Source organism: Archangium sp. (assembly GCF_036389735.1).
Lineage (GTDB): Bacteria > Myxococcota > Myxococcia > Myxococcales > Myxococcaceae > Archangium.
In genome coordinates this window covers 1-7,785 of sequence record NZ_DASVWK010001116.1, presented here as the reverse complement: position 1 = coordinate 7,785, position 7,785 = coordinate 1, and the positions used below count along the sequence as shown (strand labels likewise).

9 protein-coding genes are annotated in these 7,785 nt (G+C 69.4%); 7 read left to right on the top strand and 2 right to left on the bottom strand.

All coding sequences use genetic code 11. The annotated features are described in order from the left end of the window. The 6 genes from VF794_RS40125 to VF794_RS40100 all read left to right on the top strand — a co-directional run. Window positions 1–330: arginine repressor (locus VF794_RS40125; protein ID WP_414641017.1), on the top strand; the 330-nt coding region annotated here is incomplete at its 5' end. Beyond that, window positions 327–1,772, top strand: a complete 1,446-nt coding sequence (gene argH / locus VF794_RS40120; protein ID WP_331119075.1) for an argininosuccinate lyase — start codon at window positions 327–329, stop codon at window positions 1,770–1,772. The genes VF794_RS40125 and argH, both read left to right, overlap by 4 nt. Beyond that, entirely contained in the window at window positions 1,769–2,674 is a 906-nt protein-coding gene (gene argF, locus VF794_RS40115; RefSeq protein WP_331119073.1) for an ornithine carbamoyltransferase, read from the top strand. The genes argH and argF overlap by 4 nt, the downstream gene beginning before the upstream one ends. A gap of 42 nt (window positions 2,675–2,716) precedes the next feature. Then, on the top strand, window positions 2,717–3,277 hold the full coding sequence (locus tag VF794_RS40110) for an NAD(P)H-dependent oxidoreductase (protein WP_331119071.1): 561 nt from the start codon (window positions 2,717–2,719) through the stop codon (window positions 3,275–3,277). Window positions 3,278–3,306: 29 nt separating this feature from the next. Beyond that, a complete protein-coding gene (locus tag VF794_RS40105; RefSeq protein WP_331119069.1) occupies window positions 3,307–4,731 on the top strand; it encodes a DUF2380 domain-containing protein in 1,425 nt (474 codons plus the stop codon). Next, window positions 4,728–5,198, top strand: coding sequence for an NUDIX hydrolase (locus VF794_RS40100; protein WP_331119067.1), 471 nt, complete (start codon window positions 4,728–4,730; stop codon window positions 5,196–5,198). The genes VF794_RS40105 and VF794_RS40100 overlap by 4 nt, the downstream gene beginning before the upstream one ends. A 14-nt stretch (window positions 5,199–5,212) precedes the next feature. Here the strand turns inward: VF794_RS40100 and VF794_RS40095 are convergent, their stop codons facing one another. Further along, window positions 5,213–6,469, bottom strand: a complete 1,257-nt coding sequence (locus VF794_RS40095; RefSeq protein WP_331119065.1) for a saccharopine dehydrogenase family protein — start codon at window positions 6,467–6,469, stop codon at window positions 5,213–5,215. Window positions 6,470–6,529: 60 nt separating this feature from the next. Between VF794_RS40095 and VF794_RS40090 the strand changes: the two genes are divergently transcribed. Further along, a complete protein-coding gene (locus tag VF794_RS40090; protein ID WP_331119063.1) occupies window positions 6,530–7,507 on the top strand; it encodes a tRNA-dihydrouridine synthase family protein in 978 nt (325 codons plus the stop codon). A gap of 7 nt (window positions 7,508–7,514) precedes the next feature. Here VF794_RS40090 and VF794_RS40085 read toward each other — a convergent pair. Next, window positions 7,515–7,785: D-alanyl-D-alanine carboxypeptidase (locus VF794_RS40085; RefSeq protein WP_331119061.1), on the bottom strand; the 271-nt coding region annotated here is incomplete at its 5' end.

Here is a 7,785-nt window from a genome sequence, read left to right as displayed (position 1 = left end):
GCCCAGCTCGGCGCCATGCGCGTGTCACGGCCCGAGGGCGGCACGGTGTACGGCCTGGAGGACGCTCCCCCTCCCACGGGCGAGGACCGGCTGCGCGAGCTGGGGGAGCTGGTCGTCTCGATGGATGACAATGAGCTGTTGGTGGTGGTCCGCACCCGCCCGGGCTCCGCGTCCCTGGTCGCGTCCGCCATCGATCAGGCCCGGCTGCTCGAGAGCCTGGGGACCATCGCCGGAGATGACACCATCTTCGCCGCCCCGGCCCGGGGGAAGTCGGCCCGTACGCTGTCCAGGAAATTGAAGGCACTCTTCGGAAAGGAAGAAACCCCGTGACGATTGCCAAGACGGCCGCCTCCGGCGGACCCGGCCTCCACCCGGAGGTGCTGGCCTTCACCAGCTCGCTGGCGCTCGACAGGGCCCTCCTCAAGGAGGATCTCGTCGGCAGCCTCGCGCACCTCACCATGCTCTCGCGCACGCGCATCATCCCCTCGGAGGACGCGCGCGCCATCCGCGAGCAGCTCGTGGCCATCATGACGGCCTCCCGCGCCGGCACGCTCGTGCTCGCGGACGAGGAGGACGTGCACATGGCCGTGGAGGCGGAGATCACCCGCGTCCTCGGGGAGCGCGCCGGCCTCCTGCACACCGCGCGCTCGCGCAATGATCAGGTCGCGTTGGATCTGCGCCTGCACGTGCGGGAGAAGATCGCCGAGGCGCTCGGCGTGCTCGCCACGCTGCTGGAGGGACTGGCCGCTCGGGCCGAGACGGAGCGCGAGACGCTCATCCCCTCGTATACGCACCGGCAGCGGGCGCAGCCCATCTCGCTGGCCTACCTGCTGTGCGGCTACGGGGCCATGTTCACCCGGGACGTGGACGGGCTCGGCTTCGCGCTGGAGCAGGCGTCCTCGCTGCCGCTGGGCGTGGGAGCCATCGGCGGCACGTCGCTGCCCATCGACCGCGAGGTGACGCGCGAGCTGCTGCGCTTCCCGCGCGTGACGATGAACGGGCTGGACACGGTGGGCGACCGCGACTTCGCCATGGACTTCGCCTACGCGGCCATGCGCTCGCTGCTGCACGCCAGCCGGGTGGCCACGGACTTCTACGACTTCGCCTCGCCCGAGTTCGGCTTCGTGAAGCTGGACGGGGAGATCGCCTGCGGCTCCAGCATGATGCCGCAGAAGCGCAACCCGGACGTCTTCGAGCTCATTCGAGGCAAGTCCGGACGCGCGGTGGGCAACCTCACCAACCTGGCCGTGCTCGTGAAGGGCCTGCCGGGCGGCTACAGCCGGGATCTCCAGGAGGATCGGCAGGTGCTGCTGGAGACGGGCCCGCTGCTGACGAGCGTGCTGTCCATGCTGCACCTCGCGCTGGGCAAGGTGCACTTCGATCGGGAGCGGTGCTTCGCGGCGGTGGAGTCGGACTACATGCAGGCCACGGACGTGGCCGAGGCGCTGGCGATGAAGGGCATCCCCTTCCGCACGGCGTACAAGGCGACGGGAGCGCTGGTGCGGGCGTGCCAGGAGAAGGGATTGCCACTGGCCAAGGTGACACTGGAACTGGCACAGTCGGTGGACCCCCGCTTCGACGCCGAGGTGCTGAAGAGCGCGGATCCGCGGCGCGCGGTGGAGCGCAAGGCCAACGCCGGAGGCACCGGACCGGCGTCGGTGGAGAAACAGATTTCCGAGCTGAAGACCCACGCGGCTCGGGCCCGGGCGGCGGCCAACGCCATCCCGCGGCTCGACTCCCTCTTCGATTCCCTCCAGGAGGCACCCCTGTGAAGCGCGATTTCCTGACCCTGGCCGACCGTACCGAGGCCGAGTACCGCGCCCTCTTCGACCGGGCGCACGCGCTCAAGGCGAGCCGCAAGCGCAAGGAAGTGGTGACGACGCTGGCGGGCCGGCATCTGGTGCTGGTGTTCGAGAAGGCCTCGACGCGCACGCACCTGTCCTTCGAGGCGGCGATGTACCAGCTCGGCGGCACGGTCTCGACGATCACCTCGGCCAGCAGCCAGATCGCTCGCGGCGAGACGATCGAGGACACGGCGCGGGTCATCTCCGGCTACGCGGACTGCATCATGTTCCGCACCTTCGGGGATGACCGGCTGACGGCCTTCGCGAAGGCGTCGCGGGTACCGGTCATCAACGGCCTGTCCGAGGGCGGGCACCCAGTGCAGGTGCTGACGGACCTGTTCACGGTGGAGGAGCGGCTGGGGAGCGTGAAGGGGAAGACGGTGGCGTTCGTGGGTGACTGCGCGAGCAACATGGGCCTGTCGTTCGTGGAGGCCACGCGCTACTTCGGCTTCAACCTGCGGCTGGGGTGCCCCGAGGGCTACCGTCCGCCGGCGGCGGTGCTGGCCGACGCGGCGACACGGGTGCTCGTCACGGCGAGCGCCACCGAGGCGGTGAAGGGCGCGGACGTGGTGGTGACGGACGTGTGGACGAGCATGGGCCAGGAGGCGGAGTCGGCGAAGCGCAAGAAGGACCTGCACGACTACCAGCTCAACCCGGCGCTGATGGCGAAGGCGAACCCGGGCGCCATCGTGCTGCACTGCCTGCCGGCGCACCGCGGCGAGGAGATCACCGACGAGGTGGTCGACGGCGCGCAGTCGGCGGTGTGGGACGAGGCGGAGAACCGGATGCACGTCCAGAAGGCCCTGCTGGAGCAACTCATCCTGGGCTGAGAGCCCCGATACCGCTGAACCCAACCTTCTCCAGGAGCACCCATGCTCAAGGTGGCGATCATCATCGGAAGCACGCGGCCGGGTCGTAAGGGCGAGGCCGTGGCCCGCTGGGTCCACGAACTCGCGAGGCAGCGCGACGACGCCGAGTTCGAGCTCGTGGATCTCCTGGACTTCAACCTGCCGCTGCTCGACGAGCCGATGCCGCCGGCCATGGGTCAGTACACCCAGCCGCATACCAAGGTCTGGGCCGCGAAGATCGACACCTTCGACGCCTTCGTCTTCGTGACGCCCGAGTACAACCACGGGACGTCCGGCGCGCTGAAGAACGCGATCGATTTCCTCTACCGCGAGTGGAACAACAAGGCGGCAGGGTTCGTGAGCTACGGCAGTGCCGGCGGAACGCGCGCGGTGGAGCAGTTGCGGCTGGTGATGGCCGAGCTCCAGATCGCCGACGTGCGCTCCCAGGTCATGCTCTCGCTCGCCACAGACTTCGAGAACTACAGCGCCTTCAAGCCGGCTGCCCGCCATGAGAAGTCGGTCAAGGCCATGCTGGACCAGGTCATCGCCTGGGGCGGTGCGTTGCAGACGCTGCGGAAGAAGTGAGGACACGGTGGGCGGGACTGCTGCTCGCCATGGCCCTGCTGTCCACCGGCTGCGCTTCGCTGACGCCACCGCCCAGCCGAGGGATGATGAGCCTGCGCCACACGGCACGCGAGGCTGCCGAACCCACGTTGGCCGAAAGGCCAGGCGAGAAGCCTTCGCGCGCCCTCGTCTCCCCGCCTGAGACCGAGGCAGCGGAGCCCGCGCGACAGAGCGCCACCCTTGCCCGTCAGGCGGTCTTCGGTGCCGTTCTCGACGTGTCGGGCTCCACTCGCCGCATCGCCGGGGAGTTCTCCCGAATCAAGGCCAGCGAGGCCGGTATCGGCGGCCGATATGCCGACCTGTTTGGCCCTTTCGTGGAATATGGCGGCCAGCAACTTCGCTGGATTGATGCCGAACTCGCCGCCGTTACCCGGCTGGCCCATACCTCCTCCCAGGTGGATGACCCGGACATGCAGCTGGCCCTCCTGCGCCTCGCCGGCCCACGGCTCGAAGCAGCCATGCTGGGCGCCCTCCTGCTCACCGTCTGGCTCGACTTCCTCAACCTCGCCGATGTCGTGCTCCGTCAGTGCCCCTATTACAGCGTGGAGCGACTGTTCAGGGGGCTGCACCCGTTGCAGCGGATGATGGAACCCTCGATGACGGCCCTCGCCTCACTGGAGCCAGGGCAGGTCGAGGCCGCGGCGAGCGACCTCCCCGCGCTCGTGGGCCACCTTACGGGTGAATTCGCCGCGACCCGTGAGGCCGTGCGCGTGGCGGCGGAGCGGTTCGAGAAGATGCTGGTGGTGAAGGATCTCATCGAGATGTTCACCACGGCCTCGGCGATGAAGATGGCACTGCCCCGGCTACCGCCAGCCGCTCCCGCCACGCTCGGCATGGGCCTCATGGCGGGCTCCAACGGCGTGATGATGGGCACACGGATTGTCGTCTCCGCCGAGTGGGAGGAGATGATGCGTCAGCTCGTGCGAATGGGCGTCCTCTCCATTTCCGCCGTGAGCGCCACTGTCCGGATTCAGGCCGGTCAAGTGATGATGGCCGAGTCTCACGACGAGCTACCGCAGGGCGTTCGCGACGCGCTGGGCGATGGGCCCGAGGTGCGGGGCATGCGTGTAACGGACAGAGCAGGCGCTGGCATGGCCGAGCCACCACAGCACCACGTCCTGCCACGAGAGTTCCGCGAGTGGTTCGAGAAGCGTGGTTTCACCGGCGAGATGAGCATCGACCAGTTCTGCGTCAGGATGGAGCAGGCACGTCACGAGGCGATTCATGGCGGTGGCAACTGGCGCCTGGGTCGCACATGGCCCGGCGAATGGAACCGGATGCTCATGAAGGCACTGCGCGATGCTGAGGTCGATGCTGGTCGGATGTTGACGCGGAACGAAATCCTGAAGCTCGTCGCGAAGAACATGAGGGACTATAAAATCCCAGTGAACTTCACCCCCTGGAGAGGAAGATGAGCGAGGACCGTTCCTGGGAGGGCAACTGGAAGGCCCGCCTCTATGAGCGGGTCCGAGAGCGGGGCTTCGATACGCTCACCGCCTTTGCTGAGGCGCGTCCCGCCATCCCGCTCTATTTGTTGGCCGAGGAGCTTGGCGAGGATGACGTCGCCGCAGTGCAACTGTTCAGCGGGTTACTTGCCGAGGCGGAGCGGCGCAAGCAAGTCACCCGCTTGGTGCGCGATGTTCTCGTGCGCGAACTTGCCGAAGGACTTCCCGGCGGCTGGCCGACCGAGATGGACGATGCAAACCGTTTCGAGGTTGCCATGGCGCTTGGCCGCTGGTCCGCTTACACCCCAGAAACTCATCAGAAGCGTGTCGAGCAGGCCAGGGCAGCGCTCCGCACGGCGCCACCACCACCAGGCTGGCGCCCGCTTGGCCCCGACGACGAGCGGCTCCTCACGCTCTTGCCCGACGAGGAAGTCTGAACTTCATCCCTCGGCTAAAGCTCCCGCACCTCGAACGTCATGCCCGCGCGCCGCAGGCGCTCGACGAGCCGCATCCCCATGGTCGACGCGGGGGTGCGGACTCCGCCCTCGGCGGGCACCCCGTCGAAGGCGAGGCACAGGGCCGACTCGGCGAGCATCCGCGACGTCGCCGCGTAGCCGGGGTCTCCCTTGGCGGCCACCGTCGCCTCCAGCCGCACGGGGCGTCCGCTCTTCACGGACGTCCCCTCGCCCACGAGCCGCACCTCGAAGAGACCGCGCTCGCGCTCCTCGGCGGAAGGGCCCTCGCCAGGGGCGGGCAGCACCCGCTTCTCGAGCTGGCGCCGCACCACGGGCACGGTCGTGGCCACCATGAAGGCGCCGAGCCCCACGGAGGTGCCGACGGCGGTGAGCATCCCCTTCACTCCGGGCTTGAAGCTGGCCACCTCCGAATAGAGGAAGTCCTGGCCCCAGGGGTAGCCGAGCAGGGCGTTGGAGCGCCGCACCACACGCGTGTTGACGGCGCCCATCACGAAGGGGGCCGTCCACCGGCCCAGCTCCCGGCTGTAGCGCACGCCGAGCTGGTCGCGCTCCTCGGGGGTGCCGCGGCGAGGCTCGGGGTCGAGCGCGTGGGGGTTGCCGAGCACGCGGCGCACTTCGCGGTCCGCCGTCGACTCGTCCACGGCCTGGAGGAGGCTCGCCACGGTGCCCCCGCTGAAGCCGCCGCGCATCTTCGTCACATGGAGGCGCACGCGGGAGCAGTGCCCCCCGTGCTGCTCGCGCATGTGCTCCTGGAGCATGAACACGCCCAGGTCCGAGGGGATGGAGTCGAAGCCACAGGTGTGGACGATGCGCGCCCCCGTCGCGCGGGCCTGGGCGTGGTGGGCGTCGATCATCCGGCGCATCCACTGCACCTCGCCCGTCAGGTCGCAGTAGTCCCTGCCACCCCGGACACAGGCGGCCACCAGCTCGCTGCCGTGGCGAGCATAGGGGCCGACCGTGGAGATGATGACGCGCGTGCGGGCCACCAGGGCGTCCAGCGAGGCCGCGTCACGCGCGTCTCCGAGCAGCAGGGGAAGCTCGGCACAGGCGGGGTTGAGCGCGGCGAGCCCCGAGCGCACCTGCTCGAGCCGGGCGCGGTCTCGGCCAGCGAGGGCCCAGCGCGCCCGGTGGGCGTCCTGGTTCCGGGCGAGGTATTCGGCGACGAGGCGGCCGGTGAAACCGGTGGCGCCCCACAGGATGAGATCGAACTCGGCCTTCGAGGAGTCAGGCATGGTAGGAGGGGTTTGCCCGGGTTTGACGCCGAGCGTCAACACCCCTGACACTCTCCGAGTATGTCGTCCGACGCCTTTTCCGCGCTTTTCGCCGCCCAGCCCGCCCTGCTCGCTCCCATGGAGGACGTGAGCGATGCCGTCTTCCGGCGCATCTGCCGCCAGTTGGGCGCGGACGCGTGCTTCACGGAGTTCGTCAACGTGGACTCCCTGCTGCTCGGGTGTACCCGTAACGAGCGCAAGTTGAAGCTCGCGGAGGACGACCGTCCCACCGCCATCCAGATCTACGGGGCGGACCCGGCGCGGCTGGTGGAGGCCGCACGCATCGCCGAGGCGGCGGGGCCCGCCTTCCTCGACATCAACTGCGGGTGCTGGGTGCCGCGCATCGCCCGGCGGGGCGCGGGCGCGGGTTGGCTGAGAGACCCGGAGGCCATGGTCGCCATGGCGGCACAGGTGGTGCGCGCGGTGTCACTACCGGTGACGGTGAAGACGCGCATCGGCTGGGGGCCGGAGGACCAGATGCCCATCGTGGATCTGGCCCGCCGGCTGGAGGACGTGGGGGTGCGTGCCCTCACCGTGCACTGCCGCACCGCGAAGATGGGCTACACGGGCTCCGCGGACTGGCGCTGGGCGGGCATGGCCCAGGAGGTGGTGCGCATCCCCGTCGTCGTCAACGGGGACATCCGCACCGCCGCGGACATGAAGCGCGCGCTGGAGGAGACGGGCTGCGCGGGCGCGATGCTGGGACGGGGCGCCATCGAGCACCCGTGGGTGTTCCGCGAAGTGAAGGCCCTGCGCGAGGGCCGCTCCCCCACCCCACCGACCACCGCCGAGCGCCTCGGCCTGCTGCGCGAGCACCTGCTCGCCAACGTGGCCGCGCGCCGAGCGGGCTGGGGTGTCACCTACACCCGCCGCTACCTCGCGGGCTACCTGCGGAATGTCGAGGGCGGCGCCGAGTTGCGCATGTATCTCAACCATTCCGATCAGCTCGACGACTGGCTGGAGCGCATCGCCGCGCTGGAAGCACGCCTGGCCAACTGAGCCCCACTCAGCGCAGCGGCAAGGCCACCATCGCCTCGGCGAAGCGCTCGAACACCTGGCTCGCCGTCAGGGCGGGCTGCTCGTCGATGTTGTTCAGCATCAGCGCGAAGACGACGCGCGGGTGCTCCTTGTCGTTGGGGCGCTCGGCGACGCCCACGTAGGCCTTCTGTCCCGACAAGGTGCCCGTCTTGGCGCGGATGAGCCCCCGCGCCCCCGGGGACAGCGTGGTGTTCGCCAGCGTGCCGTCCACCCCCGCGATGGGCAGGCTCTCCACCAGC

Bases quoted from the DNA above. Each gene is read 5' to 3' on its own strand.
- VF794_RS40110 (WP_331119071.1), top strand. From the start codon at position 2,717: ATGCTCAAGGTGGCGATCATCATCGGAAGCACGCGGCCGGGTCGTAAG.
- VF794_RS40090 (WP_331119063.1), top strand. From the start codon at position 6,530: ATGTCGTCCGACGCCTTTTCCGCGCTTTTCGCCGCCCAGCCCGCCCTG.
- VF794_RS40105 (WP_331119069.1), top strand. From the start codon at position 3,307: ATGGCCCTGCTGTCCACCGGCTGCGCTTCGCTGACGCCACCGCCCAGC.
- VF794_RS40100 (WP_331119067.1), top strand. From the start codon at position 4,728: ATGAGCGAGGACCGTTCCTGGGAGGGCAACTGGAAGGCCCGCCTCTAT.
- VF794_RS40095 (WP_331119065.1), bottom strand. From the start codon at position 6,469: ATGCCTGACTCCTCGAAGGCCGAGTTCGATCTCATCCTGTGGGGCGCC.